At 66.1% G+C, this 20934-nt stretch carries 15 protein-coding genes; 6 read left to right on the top strand and 9 right to left on the bottom strand.

From position 1 onward, the window contains the following. Entirely contained in the window at positions 1-1548 is a 1548-nt protein-coding gene (locus KY49_RS14930; RefSeq protein ID WP_052495743.1) for an NAD(P)/FAD-dependent oxidoreductase, read from the bottom strand. Between the two features lie 422 nt (positions 1549-1970). Here KY49_RS14930 and KY49_RS34515 point away from each other — a divergent pair, with 422 nt between their 5' ends. Then, the gene (locus tag KY49_RS34515; RefSeq protein WP_052495708.1) at positions 1971-2564 is read left to right on the top strand and encodes a hypothetical protein; all 594 of its coding nucleotides are present in this window, start codon (positions 1971-1973) and stop codon (positions 2562-2564) included. A 263-nt stretch (positions 2565-2827) separates the two neighbouring features. Here the strand turns inward: KY49_RS34515 and KY49_RS14920 are convergent, their stop codons facing one another. The 8 genes from KY49_RS14920 to KY49_RS14885 form a co-directional block, all read right to left on the bottom strand. After that, positions 2828-3940, bottom strand: a complete 1113-nt coding sequence (locus tag KY49_RS14920) for a Rieske 2Fe-2S domain-containing protein (RefSeq protein ID WP_042585429.1) — start codon at positions 3938-3940, stop codon at positions 2828-2830. Between the two features lie 24 nt (positions 3941-3964). Then, entirely contained in the window at positions 3965-5665 is a 1701-nt protein-coding gene (locus tag KY49_RS14915) for an NAD(P)/FAD-dependent oxidoreductase (protein ID WP_042585428.1), read from the bottom strand. A gap of 51 nt (positions 5666-5716) precedes the next feature. Next, complete coding sequence (locus tag KY49_RS14910) at positions 5717-6799, bottom strand: monodechloroaminopyrrolnitrin synthase PrnB family protein (protein WP_042585427.1); 1083 nt, start codon at positions 6797-6799, stop codon at positions 5717-5719. After that, the gene (locus KY49_RS14905; RefSeq protein ID WP_042585426.1) at positions 6799-8415 is read right to left on the bottom strand and encodes a tryptophan halogenase family protein; all 1617 of its coding nucleotides are present in this window, start codon (positions 8413-8415) and stop codon (positions 6799-6801) included. Before KY49_RS14905 ends, KY49_RS14910 begins: the two co-directional genes overlap by 1 nt. A gap of 335 nt (positions 8416-8750) precedes the next feature. Next, positions 8751-10514, bottom strand: a complete 1764-nt coding sequence (locus tag KY49_RS14900; RefSeq protein ID WP_042585425.1) for a carbamoyltransferase family protein — start codon at positions 10512-10514, stop codon at positions 8751-8753. Positions 10515-10578: 64 nt separating this feature from the next. Next, the gene (locus KY49_RS14895) at positions 10579-11820 is read right to left on the bottom strand and encodes a cupin-like domain-containing protein (protein WP_143134867.1); all 1242 of its coding nucleotides are present in this window, start codon (positions 11818-11820) and stop codon (positions 10579-10581) included. Between the two features lie 37 nt (positions 11821-11857). Next, positions 11858-13870 carry a pyrroloquinoline quinone-dependent dehydrogenase gene (locus KY49_RS14890; protein WP_042585423.1) on the bottom strand — a complete coding sequence of 671 codons (2013 nt, stop codon included), beginning with the start codon at positions 13868-13870 and terminating at the stop codon, positions 11858-11860. Between the two features lie 59 nt (positions 13871-13929). Continuing rightward, a complete protein-coding gene (locus KY49_RS14885) occupies positions 13930-15300 on the bottom strand; it encodes an MATE family efflux transporter (protein WP_042585422.1) in 1371 nt (456 codons plus the stop codon). 509 nt (positions 15301-15809) lie between these two features. Between KY49_RS14885 and KY49_RS14880 the strand changes: the two genes are divergently transcribed. The 5 genes from KY49_RS14880 to KY49_RS14860 all read left to right on the top strand — a co-directional run bounded on the left by KY49_RS14880 (position 15810) and on the right by KY49_RS14860 (position 20913). Then, positions 15810-16394 carry a LysE family translocator gene (locus KY49_RS14880; protein WP_042585421.1) on the top strand — a complete coding sequence of 195 codons (585 nt, stop codon included), beginning with the start codon at positions 15810-15812 and terminating at the stop codon, positions 16392-16394. Positions 16395-16454: 60 nt separating this feature from the next. Continuing rightward, positions 16455-17132, top strand: a complete 678-nt coding sequence (locus tag KY49_RS14875) for a DUF2239 family protein (RefSeq protein WP_042585420.1) — start codon at positions 16455-16457, stop codon at positions 17130-17132. Between the two features lie 319 nt (positions 17133-17451). Continuing rightward, complete coding sequence (locus KY49_RS14870; RefSeq protein ID WP_029226804.1) at positions 17452-18402, top strand: UDP-glucuronic acid decarboxylase family protein; 951 nt, start codon at positions 17452-17454, stop codon at positions 18400-18402. A gap of 150 nt (positions 18403-18552) precedes the next feature. Continuing rightward, on the top strand, positions 18553-19863 hold the full coding sequence (locus KY49_RS14865; protein ID WP_042585419.1) for a diaminobutyrate--2-oxoglutarate transaminase family protein: 1311 nt from the start codon (positions 18553-18555) through the stop codon (positions 19861-19863). Positions 19864-19947: 84 nt separating this feature from the next. Beyond that, a complete protein-coding gene (locus KY49_RS14860; RefSeq protein WP_042585418.1) occupies positions 19948-20913 on the top strand; it encodes a TauD/TfdA family dioxygenase in 966 nt (321 codons plus the stop codon). Positions 20914-20934: the final 21 nt, after the last annotated feature.

Below are 20934 nucleotides of genomic sequence, written 5' to 3'. Positions count from 1 at the left end.
TCACGCAGGTTCCGCCGCCCGCAGCGGCTGGAGGTTGCGCGAAATGTCGACGTTGTTGTGGATGCTGACGGCCAGCTCCTCGAGCAGCCCGATGTTCTCGCGCAGCTTCGCGATCAGCGCGTCGTCGTCGGTGTACTCGATCAGCAGTTCCTGGTTCAGGTTGCGGCCGAACAGGTAGGTCTTGGTCAGGTCGACGTATTCGCCGGCCAGCGACGCGTCGTGCAGGATCGGCTGGCGCTTGAAGTGATCGGCCACGGAGCGCAGCAGGTCGTTGTAGCGCGCGAGCTCGGTGTCGATGCGGCCGAGGAACGCGAGGTCGTGCCACTTGCGGTTGAAGTACAGCAGGCACGTCACGCCGAGATAGATCACGCTGTCCCACAGGATCTTCTGCGTCATCACGAAGCCGTTGCCGAACTTCGGGTAGAGCCCTTCGTAGAGCATGAACACGATCTCGGCGAGCTGCAGGAACACGCGGTCGTAGGCGCGCGCCAGCGGCGCGACGTCCTCGCCGCGCAGGTCGCGCAGGATCAGGTCGCCGACGAACTCGTTGCTGTACGCGATGAAGTCGCTGCCCGGCGAATAGAACGGATCGATGAACACGCCCGCCTCGCCCGTGATGCACCAGCGATCGGCCGAGTACACCTGCTTGCAGCTGTACGAGTAATCCTGGTAGCAGAGGAAGTCCTGCAGCGTGTCGCGATAGCGCTCGACGAGCGCCGCGCACTGCGGCTCGTTCTCGCGCAGCCAGTTCATCGATTTCTCGAACGAGTTCATTTCCTTCACGTTGTGCATCGTGTTGTCGAACACGATGCCCACGCTGGTCGAGCCCGAGCCGAGCGGAATGAACCAGACCCAGTAGCCCGGCCCCATGAAGTGATTGGTGCTGAAGCGCCGCGACGGGCCGGTGCGCGCGCGCCACTCGGCGTCGTCGCTCATGTCGGAGATGTCGACTTCGGCGCCGAGCCGGAACCACACCGCGCCGTTGCGCAGGTTGCCGTCCTTCTCGAGCCCGAGCTTGCGCTTGAGGATCTTGCTGCGGCCGGCCGCGTCGACCACCCAGCGGCAGGTGACGGTCCTGACCTCGTCGCCGTGCACGAAGCCGATCTCGTGGCGATCGCCGGGGCGCAGCTCGACGCGCTGCACGCGGGCGCGGTCGAACACGGTCACGCCGTCGGCCACCACCTGGTCGTGAAGGTAGTTCTCGAAGCGGCCGCGGTCGAGCTGGTAGCTCGGCACCGTCGGATAGTCGCTCGGCCCGATCTCGAGCCGTTGCGTGACGTCGCCGTTGTCGCCGTGCGGGAAGAAGAAGCGCAGGCCGAGCTTGGGCAGTTGCGCCGCGTCGATGTGTTCCTTCAGCTTCAGGCGCTCGCCGTAGTAGTGCGCGGCCACCTCCACGCTCGACTCGCCGACCTTGTAGCTCGCCTCCGGCGCGGGGCGCTTGCCGCGCTCGAGCACGACGATGCGGATGTCCGGCTTCTCGAGCCGCAACTGACGCGCCAGCGACAAGCCCGCCAACCCACCCCCCATGATTGCGACATCAGCCTCCATCCACGCCTCCATCCTTGAATGTTCGAATTCGATGACGAAAAGGGCCCATGACGGCCGGCCGCCCGTGCGACCCGATCCGCATTCGATCCGGGGAGCGCGGCCCAGGCGCGACATGATTGATTCACACGAGTCCGGCACACTGTGGCGCGATGGCCTGCCGGGCGAGGCGCGTTTGCAACTGGATGCGCGGTGACGATGACGAAACCTGCTTCGCCATCAACGCTGCTTGATCGATTCGCCTCGCAAATCATCTTAACCATCGAAACACCAATCGGAATACCTACTAAATTTCCGAGTAGCAGCCGGCACGCGCAGATGGTTCCATTCCGAATCGACTCGACCGGCCGGGCGCGACACGCGCGCGCGATGCGTGCGTGCCGCGCGGGCATCGTCGATGCAACCCGTCATTTCGGAATACCACCATGAAGACCATCAGTCCCATCGACAAATACCGGCTGCAGGCCGCGCGCCTGCAAAAAACGGTCAAGCAGGCACTTGAAGACGATTCCGTCGCGCTCGCACGGCATCCCGTCGTGCAGCGCCTGCGCGAGCATGTCGGACTGAGCGCCGACAACGACGCGCTGCTGCGCAAGCGGCTGCACGCGCTACCGGCCGGCAAGTATCTCGACCTGCTGGCGCGCGAGGCGGGGCACGACGACTGGCCGGCATTGAACCGGCAGTTGCGCGCGCAACAGGAAGCCGACGACGACTTCGCCGAGACCGAGCTTTACAAGTTCAACGCGAGCGAATTCAACCTGAACGTCTGGTTCCCGACCTACGAGGACGCGCGCGAGTATCTCGACACGCATCGCGGCTTCTACCTGCTGCAGTTCAAGGGCAGCTGCTTCCTCGCGCAGGCGCCGCACATCATCGACATCGGCCTGGACCCGAACGACCCGGACTGGGACCGGATCGGCCGGGACTGGGTCAAGCCGAAGGACCCGGAAGCCAAGCAGCGCCTGCGCGACAAGCTGCGGCTCGCGCGCGAGCAGGCCGGCAAGCCGGCCGGCAACTGAGCGGCGTCCGGCGGCGAGCACCCTGACTCGAATGGCCCGAAGACTGACGGCGGCGCCGCAAGCGGCAATGCGATGAGCCGGCTAAGCGCGGCCGTTGCACCGCAGCTCGCCTGCTGGCCCGTTCGCCAGCGGGGCACAGCCGGGACGAGTTATCCGCAACTCAGCAGCCAATCGCATGCGAAACCCTTTCAAACAGTGCCCCGGCCGTCAAAACGAGACGCCTTTCAACAGCCTGCCGGGGTCGCCGACTCACGCATCGCCGCTCACTCGCGGCGGCGCGGTCGAGCGGTCGCCTCGGCGGCGCGGTCGACCCAGCTCCGGTAGAACGCGCGGTACTTGAGCACGAGCTTGTCGTACTTGCTGTACGCGCCGCCGCCGTCCGGCTTCATCCCGTTCCAGATTTTGACGTCGTACCCCGCGGCCTGTCTGGTCTGCAACCCGAACAGCACGAAGTCGGTCGCGCGGCGCAGCGCGCCGCCCACCTTCTTGATCGAGATGAGCATGTGCATGACGTTTTTGCCGTCGCTCACCGGCGTCACACACTGGAGCAGCTTGTATTTGACGTCTCCGTCCAGGGCGACGGTCATGACGCACCCGCCGGGGTAGCCGTCGAAGTGCAGGTTCATCTGCGACATGTTCATGCCGAGCGCGCGCGACAGCATGCCGAGGGGCCCGAAGTACCGGTCCACGGTGAAGTCGATCCCGGCGCCGAACCACGCGCCCGCCCGGGCCAGCGGCTCGACCTCCGGCCACGGGCGCCAATCGTCGAAGAGCTTGAGCTCGAAGGCCGAGATCGGGAGCGCGTGCACGGGGGTCGCGTGCTGCGCGTCGTAGAAGTTCTCGACGATGCGCAAGACCGCCGTCGTCGTCTCGAACGCGAAATGCACGTGCATGAAGTCGCCGTTGTCGACGTCGGCCGCGGCGATTTCGGGCAGCGGGTGCAGCGGCTGCGGGGAGCCGTACCAGACCCACACGTAGCCGTATCGCTCGGCGGTGACCAACGTCGGCTGGCGCGCCCCGCGCGGGACGGGCTCCAGCCGGCGCACCGCCGCGCTGTGGCCGGGGATGTGAACGCACTGGCCCTGCTCGTCGTACCGCCAGTGGTGAAACGGGCACTGGATGCACCCGTCCTTGACCTGCCCGTCGGCCAGGTTTGCGCCGAGGTGCGAGCAGTGGCGGTCCATCACCACGGCCCGCCCCGTCGCGCCGCGCCACGCCACGCACGGACGGCCGAAGAGCGTCAACTCCGTCGGCTTGTCCTTGAGGTCGTCCGAGCGCATCGCGACGTACCAGCTCGCGGCCAGGCGCGTGGTCGCGTCGTACGCCCCCGGGAGAGGCTCCTTGGCGGCCGCTTGATCCAATTGAACGTCGTCCATGGTTTTCGTGAAAGTGTCGGCCGACTACTTCAGCGCCAGGCCGATGCGGGTCGTGACGTACGCCTTGAGCAGCGCGAACATCGGGTTGTAGTCGAAGTACCTTTTCACCTCTGCCGGCGCGCTGGTTTGCGTCCAGTGCAGCAACTTCATCGCCGGCAGCAGGCTGTACTTCGAGTTGTTGAGCTGCGGATTGGCCCCGGTGATGCAGTACCCGAAGCCGAACATCGGCCTGGCGAAGTCTCGTTCGTCGATGAGGGCGTGAATCCGCGCCGCGGCCTCCCCGGCCGGCTTGCGCCCGGCGCTCACGGCCTCGACCTCGGCTTTGGCGTCGTTGAACAACTGGTAGTACCCCTCCATGTCCGCGCACAGGTACCCGAGGTACGGGGGATCGTTGTCGAGGTGATCGAGGTCGCCCTCGTCACGCGACGCGCGGAACCTCGCGTGGGCTTGCACGAGCCGGAACTGCCCGAGGATCGTGCCGACCGCCCACAGCCTGTGGAACGCGTCCCACAGGCGGAAGTCCGAGAACGCCGTGTAGCAGCAGCTGACGAAGTCGTCGTTGTGATCCAGGAGCTTCTGCTGCAGGCGCTCGATGTACTCGAAGCGCTCGGGGGAGAAGTCGTCATCGCGCAGCGCCTTGATGAGGCGCGCCGCGAGCGCGTGGATGGTCACCGCGGTGTTCTCGAGCCCCCGGGAGAAGAGCGGGTCGATGAACCCGTTCGCGTGCAGCATCAGGCAGTAGCGGTCGCCGACGCAGGCGCTCGACGAGAATTGCAGGCGGTCGGTCCTGACCCAGTCGCGCACCGGCACAGCGTCCTTGAACTGCGCCCCGATGCTCGGGAACCGCGCGAGGAACTCGTCGAATTCCTGCTGCGCGGAGATGTCCGTTTTCGGGTAGACGCGCGGGTCGAGCTGCAGGCCGACGCTCACCAGGTTGTTGGTCGACCGCGGGTGGTTGTTGAACGGAATCACCCAGAGCCAGCCGCCCGCGAACATGTGGTGCAAGGTCCCCTCGTGCCAGCGCCAGCGCTGCCCCTTGACCTTGAAGATGTCGTCGAACGGCTTGACCCCGAGCATGTGCGTGTAGAGGCTGCGCGAGTGCGTCTTGAAGCGGCAGGGCTCTTCGCGGAGCTTGAACTTGGTCGCGAGCGGCGCGCGGGGGCCTCCGCAGTCGATCATGTACCGGCCGGTGAACCGTTCGCCCTGGGCGGTGGTCACCGCGACGCCGTCCTTGTCGGCGTGGTATTCGGTCACGTTCGTCTTCTGGCGGACCGTGCAGCCGTATTTGATGGCGGCTTGCAACAGGTAGGCGTCGACGTCTTGCCGGTAATAATGGCTCTCCGGCCCCCACGGCAGCTCGGGAATGACGCACTGCGTGAACTCCTTCGGGTCGTGCTCCTGGCCGGGCTTGTGGAACACGAAGCCGAAGTTGCGCTTGATGCCCGTGCTCGACGCGACGTAACGCTGCGTCGAATAGAACGACGTGATGCGGTCGAGCTCCGGAATGCCGTAGCGATCGGCGATGATGCGGTTCATCAGGGACGTCTCGGGGATCGACGATTCGCCGATCGTGAACCGCGGGTGCGACGACTCCTCGATGATCAGCACGCGAAACCGTTGCTTGGCCAGGATGGCCCCCATCTGGGTGCCGGACATGCCCGAGCCGAGGATGATCACGTCGAAGTGGTTGCTGTCGCACCCGTTCGCGGGGCTGTTCTGAGTCATGGGGGCACACTCTCCTTGTGAGATGGAACACATGGCCGCACGCGTCAGGCGTCAGGGCGCGTCGAGCGCGGCGCGCAGGCGCGACCGCGCGGCACGCGTGAGCGTGAGCAGATCGCCGAGCATGCTGGGCGCGTACCCCCCGCTGCCGATCGTGGGGCCGCTTCGCCCGACTTCGTACGCCCGCTCCGCCAATTTGAGGTGAGGCGCCCGGAAGCGCAGCAGGACCTCGAAGACCCGGTCGAGGGCCGCCAGCCCGGCCCCGACCTCGCCCCGCGCGCCGACCGCTTGCGCCTCGCCGAGCGCGCGGTCGACGAGCGCCGGCCCCCCGGCGAACCGGGCGTAGACCTTCCTGAACGCGGGAAGCACGTAGGGCAGGTACGTCTCCTTGAATTCTCGATAACCTTGGTGATCCGATTGCGAGCCCCACAGCACGTGCTCCAGCACGAAGAGGGGCATTTCCACGGCGCCGGGGCCGAGGTAGCTCTGGCCGCCGACTCGAATCGGTTCGTAGAACGGGCGGAGCTCGTCGTAGAAGACCTGTACCGAGATATAGCGGTAGGCGTAAACGATCGATTCGACCATTTTGTGGAGATAGTCCGCCAGCTCGTCGCACCCTTGCGCGAACGCCGGCGACCGCAGGGGCACGTCGGACAGCTCGACGGTCACCGCGATGGCCGCCTCGAGGGCCGCCATCGAGATGCGCACGCTCTCGAGCAGGTGCGCTTCGTCGCGCAGCCCGGTGTAGCTGCGCTGCGCGTCGGCCGCTGCGGGGTTCCAGACCGTCACGTGCAGGAGCGTCTCGCGCGGCGGCAGGTCGGTCGCGCGCGCCAGGTCGAGCAGCACCGGCTCGAGCCCGGGCACCACGTCCACGGGCTCGTGTCCGTGCCGCTTGAGCGACCCCAGGAAGAACCCGATGTCTCGCATCGCGGCGGCGGCTTCGACGAAGCCCCAGCCGGAGGGCACGCCGCGCGCCGGGAGGAACTCGCGCAACAGGCCGACGATGCCGGGCACGTCCTTTTTACGGTTCAGGCCAGGCAGTTGCAGAACGAGCGCCCGCGCCTGCAGCGGATCGCAGGCCGCCACCGCGGCGTGCGTGGCCGCGCACGCGCATACCCGGTCCAGGGTGCGCTCCACTACAGGATTTCCGGCGCGGCGAGCGTCGGCCCGGGCTGGCTGCGAGACAGTCCCGCGGCACCCTCGCGCAGCGACCGCAGGTAGTCGTAGTTTGTCGGCAGGCTCGTGCGCAGACGCTCGGCCTCGCGCCGGATGCGGGCGAACATCGCCTCGGCCTTGTCGATCGACTCCGGTCGGTGCCGCAAGAGCGGCAGCGACCGGTCGGGCAGTAGCCCCAAGCCGGCAAAGATGCAGTAGTAGTTTCCGTTCAACCAGAAGTTCTTGAATTCGTAGTCGAACGTTTCGTAGTACGTTGCATCGTCGAACGACGTGGTGGTCAGCGGCAGCCCTGCCTTGTAGCGCTCGACCTTCTCCTTGATGGCGTCCGAGAGCCGCAGGTCGTGCCGGTTCGCGAGCCAGAACGGCGTGTCGTCGCGCGACGAGGCGAAATAGTGCGCCTGGACGAAATCCCGGCAGTCGTCGAACATGTGGACGATCTCGGCGTTGAATGCGTTGGTCAACCGCGGGTCGAACGACGTATCGGGGAAGTGCTTCACGAGCTGGTAAAGCGCCGCGTAGATGAAGTAGATTCCCGTCGATTCCAGGGGCTCCAGAAAGCACGACGACAGCCCGATGGCGACGCAGTTGTTGACCCACGCCCGAGCGTTGCGCCCGACCCGGAACTTGATCTGGTTGAGCGGCTGATTGTCCGGGAGGCCCCAGAGGTCGAGGAAGTCGGCGGTGGCCTGGTCGCGCGAGGTGAACTTGCTCGAGAAGACGTAGCCGCTGCCGAACCGGCCCAGCATCGGAATCTTCCAGGTCCACCCCGAGTTCATGGCGATCGCGGAGGTGTACGGCTCGATCCCCACGCGCGCGTCGGCGTTGGGCACGGCGCTGGCGACCGCGCTGTCGCACAGCAGGTAATCGGACATGTCGATGAAGGGCTCCTTCAGGGCCTGGTTGATCAAGAGCCCCCGCATGCCGGAGCAGTCGATGAACAGGTCCGCCTCCAGCGTCCGCCCCTCCTTGGTGGACAGGCTGGAGATGTAGCCGCGGTCGTTCAGGCGAACCTCCACGACCTCGTCGACCACCTGTTTCACCCCGCGTTCGATGGCCCAGCGCTTCAAGAAGTCGGCCACCAGGTGCGCGTCGAAGTGCCACGCGTGGGACATCTGGCGGGTGCCGTCGGACAGGCACGGCGCCAGCTTGCCGTCGAGCGCCCCGGGCTGCGGGTAGCAGGCGTACTCCATCGGCTGCTGGAAGCCCAGTTCACGCTTGCGCAGCCAGTAGTGGGTAAGCGGCACGCCGTCGCAGTTCGGCACGCTGCCGAACAAATGGTAGAAGTGATCGTCGCGCGAGCGCTCGGGAGACTTCCTCCAGTTCACGAACTTGATGGCGGCCTTGAACGCGCCGTTCACCTGGGGCATCCACTCCCGCTCCGGTATCCCGAGGAAGTCGAAGAACACCTTCTGCAAACTCGGGATGGTCGCCTCGCCCACGCCGATCCGGGGGATCGCCGCAGACTCGATGAGCGTAATGTTCGTCTGCTGTTGGAGCGCCCGGACGAGGTACGAGGCGGCCATCCAGCCCGCGGTGCCGCCGCCCACGATGACGATATTCTTGATCGGGTTGCTCATGACACGCTTCTCATAGGATTTAAAACCTGAATGGAAAGTGCCGCCTTATCGAGCTGAATGCGACGCGCCGATCGCATCGGCGGCACACCGCGTAAAGGATGCCGCATCGACAGATTGACTTGCCGATGCGGCAATCGCCATTAGCGCATTGAGATGCTCGGACAATGTCAGCTTCCCGAGGCTTGCCATACCGTGCACGTCACTTCTGCGATACACGATAGCAGTGTTCACGATGGCATACCTCGCAAAATTTCATATCAATCTCAACTGATCCAGAGAAATGCTCAATCCTGGAATATATCGACGAATATTTTTCAGCAAACTATTTACTCGTTTTAAATAAATAAATTCACGTTTTCATTTAAAGCGCGCGCCTCGTCGCGCCGCGCCGGTCCCTTGCGCACGATCACGTCGTCGAGCACGAGCACGTCGATGCCGCTCGTCGCGAAGATCGCGATCGCATCCTCGACCGAGTGCGCGATCGGCTTGCCCATCACGTTGAAACTCGTATTGAGCAGGATCGGCACGCCGGTGATCGCGTGGAACGCCTCGATCAGCGCGTGGTAGCGCGGGTTCAGCTCGCGCTTGACCGTCTGCAGGCGCCCGGTGCCGTCGACGTGCACGACGCCCGGCACGCACGGCGCCATCTCGGGACGGAAACGCAGCGCGCGCTCCATGTACGGCGTATCGCACGCGTGCTCGAAATAGGCGTGCGCGTGCTCGGCGAGGATCGACGGCGCGAACGGCCGGAACTCCTCGCGGAACTTCACCTTCGCGTTGATCCGCTCCTTCACGTCCGGATCGCGCGGGTCGGCGAGGATCGAGCGGTTGCCAAGCGCGCGCGGGCCGAATTCCGCACGGCCCTGCACCCACGCGACGATCTTCCCTTCGCTCAGCTCGGTCGCGACGCGCCGGCACAGCTCGTCCGCATCGGGCGTGCGCTGCGCGTCGAAGCCGCCGTATTCGAGCAGCTTGTCGAGCGCGTCCGCCGACAGGCGGCTGCCGACGTACGGCGACTGCACCTCGGCGCGCGGCTGCCACTCGCCCGGATGATCCGCGTGATACGCGAGCCACGCCGCACCGACCGAATTGCCGTTGTCGGCCGGCGCGCAGAATACGTGGCTGCGGCGGAATGGCCCGCGGCCCGCGAGGCTGCCGACGTAGGCCGAGTTGAGCGCGCATCCGCCCGACAGCACGAGGTTGTCGGACAGGCCGCGCCGATGCGCGTTGGCCAGCAGTTCGTCGACGAATTCGCCGAACACGAGCTGCCCGGTGTACGCGAGATCGGCGAAAGCGAGCGCCGGCTGGCCGCGCGTGCGGCGCAGCTTCACGAGCTCGCCGATCGCGGCCGCGGCGCGGCGCCCTTCGCGGATGCGCAGGTCGTCCACGTCGAGCAGGCTGCGCAGCAGGCCGTAGTAGCGGTCGCTTTTCGCGCCATAAGGCGCGAGCCCCATCACCTTCCACTCCTCGCCGCCGATCGGGTCGAACCCGCACAGCTCGCAGAGCAGGCTGTAGTACTGGCCGAAGCTGCCTTGCGACGGCTTGGTCGAGATCTCGCGATGCACGCCGCGATCGAAATGGAACACCTTGCACGACGTCGATTCGCCGAGCCCGTCGATCACGACGCTGACCGCATCGGAGAACGTGCTGCCGAAACAGGCCGCCGCCGAGTGGGTCAGGTGGTGCTCGTATTCGCGATGGATCACGGGCCGGCGGCCGAACACGCGCTGCAGGTGCGCCTCGGTGTTGATGCCGTGACGCGGGTTCGCATAGCTCGCGATGCAGCGCAGCATGTCGAAATTGTCCGCGCCGATCTTGCGCCGGATCAGCCCCTTGAGCGGGCCGAACGAGAAGAAGTGCAGGCGCTTGAAGAACTTCTCGCGCCAGCTGCCGACGATCACGAATTCCGCGTCGGGCTCGCAGTATTCGCCGAGCAGCTTGCCGATGCGGATGAAGTCATCGGGCGGGCTGCACCACGCGCGCTTGTTCTGCAGATAGCGTTCCGCATCCTCGGCGAACACCAGCTGGCCGCGCGAGTCGACGATCGCGAGCGACGGATCGTGCGGACTCGTGCCGAGTCCGATGTAGTTGCGCTTCATCGTAAGGCCCTCGTGAAGGTTCGATGGCCGGCGTCCGCGCTCGCGGCCGCCGCCGGGAATCGGGTCAGTCGTGGTTGAACACGCCGCGGCTCAGGTCCGGCGGCTGCAGCCCGAAGGCGGCCGCGTTGTACGCGGAATCGAACGCGCGGTAGCGGCGGCCGTGCGACACGCGCTCGTACCACGGGATCTTGCGCTTCGTGACGCTCTGCTGGATCTGCATCCACTGCACGTAGGTATCGACGTCCACGCTTTGCGGGCACAGCGTGGACGCAAAGTCGTAGAGCGGCGCCGGGCTCAGGAAATCCTTGCCCGGCACGCCGAACCAGCGGTCCGCCACGGCCACGCTGCGCTTGGTGCGGTTCTTGACGGAATGGAACCAGTAGTACGGATTCCACAGCACGTCGCCGGGCTGCAGCACGGCTTCGTAGCGCGGGCAGAAGCGGAACAGCGGGCAGCGCTCGTGATCCGATTCGTCCTGCCAGTGCAGCGCGGTGACGGCATCCCCCGGCAGCAGCAGCGGATAGACGAGATAGAGGAAGGCCGGATCGACGAGGCTCCAGACCTTCACGCCCTCGAGCTGGTAGAACGTGTTCGCGATCTTGCCGAAGTGCGACGGGCTGCCCGCGCCGCCGTTCGAGATGAACAACTGCGACGAGATGCGCGTCATCTTCGTGTACGGCGCGAACGACGACGAGTACAGGTTCTGCTCGAGCTCGGGATGATCGACGAACAGCCGGTCGCTGTTGGCCAGATACGACTTGCCCTCGAGCAGTTCCGCGAGTGGGCCCTCGTAGTTCTCGCCGGTGTCGATGCGCATCATCGGCACGATGTCGTCGCCGTAGCGCTCGACGAGCGCGTCGAGATGGTAGGACGACGCGTCGTGGCCGACGTTCTCGATCACGACCGGATGCGGGCGGCGCACGTAGTTCTCGTGGAACGCCTCGGGCGAGATCGTGCGGAAATCGACGCGCGGCAGCGGCACGGCCGCCGCGACGGGATTCTCGCCGGCGATCGCCGCGAAGATCTCCTCGCAATCGGCGGCCATCTCCTCGCGTTCGTAGTGGTGATCCTGCAGGATCGTCCGCGCGAGCAGGCGCTGCTGGTAGCGATGCCGCGCCGCCTCGCACCGGTCGAGGCCGTGCACGGCCTGGCGCGGCTCGTATTCGGACAGGTGCGGCTGGGCGAGGATCTGGTCCAGCCGCGCGGGATCGATCGCCTGGCGCGCCTGCGCCAGGCGCGATCCGAGCGAACGCAGCAACAGCGACAACTCGGGTCGAACGTGGGTACGTGACTTGGTGGTCAGCACGATCTCCTCCTTCGTGACGGGCTTCAGGGCGGGGGCTTCAGGGCAAACCGTATGCAACCAGCCGCGCGGGATTCCCGCCGCCGCCGACGGGCACCACGATGTATTGCCGGTTGTGGGTGACGTAAGTCATCGGCGAGCCCGACGCGTTGCCGTACCGCATCGGCAATTCGAGCAGCGTCCGGCCGGTGCGCGGGTCGAGCGCCCACAGGTACGCGTCGTCGTTCTTGATCAGGTTCAGCGTGGTGGTGCGGCTCAACTGCGTCGGGTTCGCGGTCACGATCCCTTCCTGCGTGCCGAACAGCAGGCCGCTGGTCGCGATGAAGAAGCTGCGGCGATCCCACCCGAGCGGCCCGAGCCTGAGCCCCGCGAGTGCGGGATGGTCGACCGGGCCGCGGCCGACGGGGCGCATCCAGGCATGGTCGCCGGTGCGCATGTCGATTGCCGTCAGCCGGCCGTACGGCGGCTTCGAGATCGGCAGGCCGTCGGGCATCTTCAGCATCTTCGGCACGCCGGCATAGGTCTGCGTCGAGAACGGGAACAGCCCGATCACGGACGGCTTGGTCACCGACGGCACGTACAGGTAGCCCGTCTCGGGGCTGTACGCGGCGCCCGCCCAGCTGCTGCCGCCGACGTTGCCCGGCATCATCAGCGTGCCCTGCGTGCCGCCGCTGGACGTCTGGTCGACTGACGGCGGCGTGTAGAGCGGCCCGTGCACGTATTTCGCGACGGTGGCGCGCGCCTCGGCGCGCAGCGCCGGCGTGAAGTCGATCAGGTCGTCGTCGGTGACGCCCTGCCGGTCGAACGGCAACGGCCGGGTGGGCGTCGGCTGGGTGGGCGACACCGCCTCGGTGGGCAGCGTCGAGGGCGGCGCCGGCCGCTCGACGATCGGCCAGATCGGCTTGCCGCTGGTGCGGTCGAACACGTAGACGAAGCCCTGCTTCGAGACCTGCGCGACCGCCTTCACGAGCCGGCCGTCGTGCCGCACGTCGAACAGCGTCGGCGCCGCGGGCGGATCGTAGTCCCACAGGCCGTGGTGGATCAGCTGGTAGTTCCAGACCAGCTTGCCGGTGCGCCCGCGCAGCGCGAGCAGGCTGTCGCCGAACCAGCCGTCGCCGGCCCGCTTGCCGCCGTAGTAGTCGTTCGACGGCGTGCTGACCGGCAGGTAGACGATGCCGGACTCGCCGTCGCAGCTCATCGGCGCCCAGACGTTCGCGCCGCCGGTGTTCACGTTGTCGTTCGCGACCCAGGTGGACGCGCCCGTTTCGCCGTTCTCCGGCACCGTGTGGAAGGTCCACAGCAACTGGCCGGTGCGCGGGTCGAAGCCGCGCACGTCGCCCGGCGCCATCGGCTGCGCGAGCGGGAAATCGAGGATGTTCGAGCCGACGATCACGGCGCCGCCGCAGACGATCGGCGGCGAGCTCATGCCGTACAGCGTCTGCGACACGCTGCGACGCAGGTCCTGCTTCAGGTCGACCACGCCGCCGCTGCCGAACGTGCTGTCGGGCTTGCCGGTGCGCGCATCGAGCGCGATCAGCAGTGCGCTGCCGGTCGCGAAGAAGATTCGTTCGACGTCGCCGTGCTTCCAGTACGACACGCCGCGCTGGACGAAGCCGATATTCGGCGGATAGGCGAAGGTGGCGCCGTCGGCGGCCAGGTAGCTTTTCGGATTGAAGAGCCAGAGCGTCTTGCCGGTGGTCGCGTCGATCGCGGCGATCTGGCTGAGCGACGTGATCACGTAGAGCCGGCCGCCCGCCATCAGCGGCGTCGCCTCGTTCGCGTTCGGCCACAGTTTCATGCCGCCCGCGTTCGCCTGCGCGACGATCGCGTTGTCGGGCGACTCCCACACCCACTTCTGGACCACGCGACGGACGTTGCCCGGGTTGATCAGGTCGACCGGCAGGTATTTCGACGAGGCCTGATCGGCCGCGTAGTGCGGCCATTCGACCTCGCCTCCATAGCCGGGCTCCGCCTGCGACGCGCCGCTTGTCAGTGCGCCGCCGAGCAGCGCGAGCCGTATCGCGACGCCCGCAAGCGCCGATTTCGTTGCCATAGATGCCTCCTGAGGAGCCTCCACAGCCGGACGACGCACCCTGCGCCCGGCGACGGCGATCAGCCGTGTCGCGGGAAGCGGTTTCTCCAGCGCTGCCAGAGGATCGCCGCGCCGATCACCATGACGATGTCGTGTGCGACGGTGATGCCGACGAGGCCCCAATCGAGCGTGAATCCCATCACGTAGGCGAGCGGCACGCCCACCGGCCAGATCAGGATCATGCTGACCTTCATCGGGAATTGGGTGTCCTGCAGGCCGCGCAGCGCGCCCGTCAACGTGTTGCGCGCGGCATCGAAGATCTGTCCGATCGCGATCAGCACGAGGATGACGGACAGCGTGTGATAGATGCCCGCGTTCTCCGGCGTGTCGGCGACGAACACGCGCACGAACAGGCTCGGCATCAGCGCGAACGCGGCGAGCACGATCAGCGAATAGACCACGCCCATGCGCGTGTAGGCATCGCCCACCTGCTTCACGGCGCCGAGCCGCCCGCCGCCGAAGTGCCGGCTCGACACGACGGTGGCCGCCTGCGACAGCCCGACGATCGGGATCACGAGCAGCAGCAGGTAGCGCGTCGCGACCTGCTGCACGTTCAGCGCGGCGATGCCGAGCCAGCCGACCATGACCGTCGTCACGAAGAACGACAGGATCTCGTTGCCCATCTGCACCGAGATCGGAAACCCGACCTTGACGATGCGCGTCACCCCCTGCCTGACCGGCTCGCCGCGCATCGCCAGCAGTCCGTACGGACGATGGCTGCCATGGCTCAGCACGAAGCCGCCGAGCACCAGCGCCGCGACCCAGGCCGTGATCGACTGCGCCCACGCAAGACCGTCGAGGCCGAGCGCCGGCAAGCCGAGCTTGCCGAAGATCAGCAGGTAGCCGAGCAGCGTCGTCAGCAGCAGGCTGCACAGGCTGTAGAGCAGCACGAGCGCCTGCTTCAGGATGCCGAGCAGCAGTTGCACGCACACCGAGATGATGCCGACCGCCGGCAGCGAATAGACGTAGATGCGGAAGAAGCCGGTGCACGCGCTGACGAGCTCGGGCGGCTGGTGCAGCGCCGTGAGGATCGGGCCCATGAACAGCAGCGCGATGATGGTCGGCACGCAGAGCAGCATCGCGACCACGAGCGCCGCCGAGAACAGGTGGCCGATCCGCTCCGGCTCGCGCCCTTCTCCCTTCACGTGGCCGATCAGCGGGCTCAGCGCGAACAGCATGCCGAACACCACCGTCATCAGCAGCATCTGCACCGAGTTGATGAGCAGGCCGGCCGCGAACGTCGCGGCGTCGACGCGCGACAGCAGCAGGTTGCTGACGAAGCCGCCGATCATCACGACGAACTGCGAGATCATGATCGGCAGCGAGATCTTCAACGCCTCGCGCATCGTCGATTTCGGCAATGCGGCGGTGTTTTCGACTAAACCATCCATTATTTCGTTACCCTATCGAATACTTCCATGAGCGCCCCGGCGGGGGCTCAACGTAATGGCGCGTCACACTGGCGACGGATATCCGTCGAGAGCCCGCCGATACATGCGGTTCGTCCCCGGGGAGCACGATGCGTCGCGCGGCATGGGCGCCGACTGGTCCATACGGAATGTGACGCGACGGGTGACGTCTGGCTGAGCGATCCTAACTGAATCGCCCTGGATTGTGTCGGTCTGCCGACCTACTAAATTTAGCAGTTTGATGGCGCTTTGCCTTCCAAGGACAATGGGCCGTCTTTCGCTCCGCCCGCCCGTTCCCATCGGGCGACCTGGGCAGCATCAGCGCACATCGGCACGCGGCATCGCCGTTCACTCCTGCTGGCTCCGCGAATCCGGACGTCCGCGCGGGCGCCGCTGCGCGTGCGCTACCGTTCGTCCGCGTCGGCCGGGCACGGTGCACGGCCGCAAGGGTTCCGACATGCCAAGGAGATATCGTGCCCACCCTGGATGCAATGCTGAAGATGTCGTTTTATGTATCGCTCGTGCTGATCGTGCCGGGGCCCACGAATACGCTGCTGCTCTCGGCGGGCCTCAAGGCCGGCATTCGCGATACGTGGCCGCTGGTCGCCTCGGAGGCGGCAGGCTACGTCATCGCGATCTCGATATGGGGCTTCTTCCTGCATGCGCTCGCCGCCGGCAACAACTGGATGCTCATCGGCATCAAGCTGCTCAGCTCCGGATTCATCTTCTACCTTGCCGTGAAGATGTGGACCAAGGGCCCGAAGCTGCATGATCTCGCGCGAGGGCCGGTCAGCAGACGCGACCTTTTCTTTGCAACGCTGATGAACCCGAAGGCGCTGCTGTTCGCCAGCACGCTGTTCCCGCTCGCCGCGTTCCGCTCGGTCAGCCAGTTCGCCATCGCCATCGGGGTGTTTCTCGTGGTCCTGGTGCCGATCGGCGTCGGCTGGTCCAGCCTCGGCGGCCTGCTGACCTCGAATCGCAACTGGGCCGATCGCGCCTCGACGCTGCTGCGCTGCGCGTCGATCGTGCTGTTGATGTTCTCCGGCACGCTCGTGTATTCGGCATTCAATCGATGAGGCTGCACGCAGCGCGGCAGACGGCCGCCGCGCCGGCGGCCCAAAATCCAATCCAACGGGATGAAAGATCCGCGCTGTTACGAGTACACCGGCTTCCATGGCTTTCGACGGATCGCCTCCGGACCGCTTGCGGTCGTCGCGCTTGCCGCACGGCGCGTGATCGATAGCGGGGCGGCTGGAGCGATCCTGATCATCGACAACACGACCGGCCGCCCCATCGACATCGATCTCCGCGGCTCCGACCAAGACATTCGCGGCCGCTTCAGTGCGACAGCCTCGACATGGCGGGAGCGCGAGCGATCCGACAGCCAGCCGGGCGGCGCGGCCGACGCCGGGTTGCCGGCGGCGCCGGCCGCCGCGCTGCTCGGTGCGCGGCGCGGCCGCGGCCGGCCGAAGCTCGGCGTGGTGTCGCGCGAGGTCACGCTGCTGCCGCGTCAATGGGCGTGGCTGTCCGCGCAATCCGGCGGCGCGTCGGTCGCGCTGCGCAAGCTCGTCGAGGAGCGCATTCAGACGCGCGCCGCCATCGGCCTCACTCACGAAGCAAAGGCGCGCGCCTATCACTTCATGGCCGCGATCGCGGGCGACCTGGCCGGATTCGAGGAGGCCGTCCGCGCGCTGTTCGCCGACGACCGGCCGCGCCTGTCGAGGCTCATCGCGAATTGGCCGGCCGACGTGCGCGATCACGCCGCATCGCTGGCGCTCGGCGGACCGGGACGGCCGGCGCAAGGCGAGCCGTAAATCGTTGCAAGTCGGATGTGCTCGCGTGCTTCGGTCCGGCAGCCTCAAATCATTTCGTTCTTCGAACCTGTCGATGCGCCGAACGGCTCGGCCGGCCTGAACCGCGTCCCCTTTTTCTACGACATACATCCACGCGGCCCCATGTTTAACTCATGCCGAACCGGATCGGGCGCATTCCTGATCCGAGGGGCCGACGCCGCGATCGTCGAAGCGGAGCACCGCGCGCGCCCTCTCGGCTTCCAGGCCCGAACCGCGGTCCGATCGAACAGGCCCGGAGGCCGCGCGTCACCTGCCTCCGCGCCATACCTGGAGTGCAATTGTGCAACTTGATCGAAAGCGAATCCTCGTAACGGGCGGCGCCGGCTTCCTCGGTTCGCATCTGTGCGAGCGCCTGGTCGAACTCGGTCACGACGTGTTGTGCGTCGACAACTATTTCACCGGCACCAAGCAGAACGTGGCCGCGCTGCTCGGCAACCCGCGCTTCGAGGCGCTGCGCCACGACGTGACCTTTCCGTTGTACGTGGAGGTGGACGAGATCTACAACCTCGCCTGTCCGGCTTCGCCGATCCACTATCAGTTCGATCCCGTGCAGACCACCAAGACCAGCGTGATGGGCGCGATCAACATGCTGGGGCTCGCCAAGCGCACGCACGCGCGCGTGCTGCAAACCTCCACGAGCGAGGTGTACGGCGACCCCGACGTGCATCCGCAGCCGGAGAGTTACCGGGGCAACGTCAACCCGCTCGGGCCGCGCGCGTGCTACGACGAAGGCAAACGCTGCGCGGAGACCCTGTTCTTCGACTATCACCGCCAGCAAAACGTGCGAATCAAGGTGGTGCGCATCTTCAACACATACGGGCCGCGCATGCATCCCAACGACGGCCGCGTGGTGTCCAACTTCATCGTGCAGGCGCTGCGCGGCGAGGACATCACGCTGTACGGCGACGGCAGTCAGACCCGCGCGTTCTGCTACGTCGACGACATGGTCGAAGGTCTGATCCGGATGATGGCCACGCCCGCGGACGTCACCGGCCCGATCAATCTCGGCAATCCGCACGAGATCGCGGTCAGCGAGCTTGCGCAGATCATCCTGCGCCTGACCGGCTCGAAGTCGCGGATCGTCTTCCACCCGCTGCCGAAAGACGATCCGACGCAACGCTGCCCCGACATCGGCCTTGCACGCGCGCAGCTCGACTGGAAGCCGACGGTCGGGCTCGAAGCGGGGCTGCGGCGGACCATCGACTATTTCCGCTCGACGATGGCGACGTGACTTTGCATCGCACATGTCCCATTTTCCCGTGACAGACGCGACACGGCGTCCATGCTTCAATCTGGCCATACCGGTACACCATTGGCCGACATGAAGCTGCTCTCGTGTGCCACTGTCCATCAATCCGCGTTGCAAGCCGGATCACCGCGCATGGAACAACTCGAGTATCTGAAGCACGTCGAATCGAAGGCCCGAACCTACGCGACTTCCTTCCCCCGGCTGTTTACGCATGCCAAGGGCGTACGCATACGCGACGCCGAGGGTCGGGAATACATCGACTGCCTGTCCAATGCAGGGACGCTCGCGCTCGGGCACAACCACCCGGAAGTCAATGAAGCCGTGATGCGGTTTCTGACCTCCGATCAAATGCAGCAGGCACTCGACCTGGCGACACCGGCGAAGCACGCGTTCGTCGAACAGCTTTTCTCGCTCCTGCCCGGGAAAATCGCCGAGACCGCCAAGATCCAGTTTTGCAGCCCGAGCGGATCGGACGGCAACGAAGCGGCCGTCAAGCTGGCCAGGCACTATACGGGCCGCTCGACGATCATGGCGTTCCACGGCGCCTACCACGGCATGACGGCCGGCGCGCTCGCCGCATCGGGAAATCTCATGCCCAAATCGGCCGGCGGCAGCGGGCACGGCGTTCATTTCCTGCCTTACCCGTATGCGTTTCGCTGCCCGTTCGGCACCGACGGCTCGGCGACCGATCAGCTCAGCATCAACTACATTCGGACCGTGCTGTCCGATCCCGAGAGCGGGATCACGAAACCGGCGGCGATCATCGTCGAAGTCGTGCAAGGCGAAGGCGGCTGCATCCCCGCTTCCGACGCCTGGCTGATCGAGTTGCGCGAACTGACGCTGCGGCACGAAATCCCGCTGATCGTCGACGAAGTGCAGACCGGCCTCGGCCGAACCGGCGCCCTGTTCGCGATAGAGCATTCCGGCATCCGGCCGGACGTGCTGGTGTTGTCGAAGGCGATCGGCGGCGGCTACCCGATATCGGTGGTGGTCTACGACGAGCGCCTGGACACCTGGCCGCCCGGCTCGCACGCCGGCACCTTCCGGGGCAACCAGATTGCGATGGTGGCCGGCTTGTCGACCATGCGCATCATCGATCGAGACGGCCTGCCGGCGCACGCGGGCCGGGTCGGCACACTGCTGGTGGCGGGCCTCGAACGTATCGCCGAACGTTTCCCCTGCCTGGGCCAGATACGCGGCAAGGGCCTGATGATCGGCGTTGAAGTCGTCAAGCCCGGCACGCATGGCCAAACCGGCCCGACCGATGGGGCACTGGCAAAAGCCATCAAGCTGCATTGCCTGCACAACGGGCTCGTCATCGAAACCGGCGGCCGCAACGGCGCGGTACTCCGGTTCCTTCCGCCGCTGATCGTGTCGGAAGCGGACATCCACGAGATTCTCAACCGCTTCGAGCAAGCCGTGGAAACGGCCTGCCGCGCATAGGCGCACCGCGGCGCGACCCGTGAACACCAACCGGATCGGGTTTCGCCGCGATCCACGTTCAGATTCAGAAAAGGAACATCGACCATGCTGGGCATGACGGAACGCAAGCTGCTTGCCGAGGGGGCCTCGCCGTGGCTGCTGGAGCCGGCATCGAACGAGCGCGATATCGTGCGGGCGGTGAACGACAATCGAGCGGAGCTGGACGCCCGGCTGCTGGAGCATGGGGCGCTGCTGTTTCGCGGCTTCGACGTGTCATCCGTGGACGGATTCGAAGCGTTTGCGAACGCGATTTCGGCCCATAAGTCCGACTACGTCTATCGCTCCACGCCGCGCACGTCGATCGGCAACGGCATCTTCACCGCAACCGAATATCCGCCGAGCGAGACGATATCGCTTCATTGCGAAAACGCGTATCAACGCAACTGGCCGCTGAGAGTCGCATTCTGTTGCCTGACCGCGCCCACGGCCGGCGGCGAAACGCCGATCGCCGACATGCGCGAGGTGAGCCGCAGGATCGGGCCGCGCATCCTGGACGACTTCGAGGCGAAACAGGTCCGCTACGTCCGGCACTACCGGCGGCACGTCGACATTCCGTGGGAAACGGTCTTTCAGACCAGCGACCGCGGCCAGCTCGCGGCCTTCTGCGCGGACAACGACATCGAGCACGCATGGCTCGACGACGACACGCTACGCACCGCACAGATCAACCAGGGCGTCGCTTACCATCCTGTCACCCGCGACCGGGTGTTCTTCAATCAGGCCCATCTGTTCCACATCTCGAACCTGGACGCGTCGCTCGCCAGCTCGATCGTCAGCCTGTTCGGCAACGATCGGCTGCCGCGCAACGCCTTCTACGGCGACGGGAGTCCACTCGATCTCGCCGACATCGAGCAGATTCGCAACGCCTTCCGCGAATGCGCGATCGCATTTCCATGGCAACGCGGCGACGTGCTGCTCGTCGACAACATGCGATTCGCGCATGGCCGCAATCCGTTCGAAGGCGAGCGCAAGGTCGTCGTGTCGCTGCTGGACCCATACTCCCCTGCATAGAACACTTTCGCGAAACGTCTT

It is taken from the genome of Burkholderia sp. MSHR3999 (genome assembly GCF_000833595.1).
Taxonomy (GTDB): Bacteria; Pseudomonadota; Gammaproteobacteria; order Burkholderiales; family Burkholderiaceae; genus Burkholderia; species Burkholderia ubonensis.
This window is presented reverse-complemented; position numbering and strand designations above follow the sequence as displayed.